General features: G+C 41.4%; 1 protein-coding gene. It reads right to left on the bottom strand.

Annotation, left to right across the window (positions count from 1 at the left end; translation table 11 throughout):
* Nucleotides 1-133: 133 nt before the first annotated feature.
* The gene (gene tnpA, locus KQI58_RS22455; protein WP_216411151.1) at nucleotides 134-607 is read right to left on the bottom strand and encodes an IS200/IS605 family transposase; all 474 of its coding nucleotides are present in this window, start codon (nucleotides 605-607) and stop codon (nucleotides 134-136) included.
* Nucleotides 608-747 lie beyond the last annotated feature (140 nt).

Genomic DNA, 747 nt, shown 5'->3' with positions numbered 1-747 from the left:
AAATCATAACCACCCGTGAAACGGGTGGTTTGCTCTTCGGCTAGAAGCCTCTCTTACCGGCCTCGGCCTAAAAGGCCCTCTGAAAGCTTCCCCCCGCACCACTTCTACTCGCTGATTCTAAAAGAATCTCGCTCTATCTCTTTTTATTTTTTGCTCCTGTAAACGGGTCTACCTCTTCGAACAACGTAAGCTGATCTGCTGAATAATCTTCTTTTATTTGTTTACGAATATACTCAGCTATCTGCTCCTTATTCCGTCCAACCGTGTCCACGTAGTACCCTCGACACCAAAATTTTCGGTTCCCATAGCGATATTTCAACTCTGCATGACGGTCGAATATCATTAAACTACTTTTTCCCTTTAAATAGCCCATGAATTGCGAAACACTTAACTTTGGTGGAATACTTACAAGCAAATGAATATGATCTGCACAGGCATTTGCCTCAATGATCTCTACTCCTTTTCTTTCACAGAGCGTGCGAATGATTTCGCCAATGCTTTCTCTGTATTTCCCATAAATAATTTGTCTCCGATATTTTGGTGCAAACACGATGTGATACTTACATCTCCATTTACTATGTGATAAACTTTCTTTGTCCTTTTCCATAAGGACACCTCCTATCTTTGATGGTGATGCGGTCGGGAAACCAACATCAGTTTATCAATTTTGGGAGGTCTTTTTAATACCACGCTGGAAGCTCTTTTGAACCACCAGCACAGCAGGTGGTTTTCAAACATACAAAAAAA

Origin of the sequence: Enterococcus raffinosus (genome assembly GCF_018917525.1) — a bacterium.
GTDB lineage: Bacteria > Bacillota > Bacilli > Lactobacillales > Enterococcaceae > Enterococcus_A > Enterococcus_A raffinosus_A.
The sequence above is the reverse complement of the archived record's forward strand: the minus strand, read 5'-3'. Positions and strand labels throughout refer to the sequence as shown.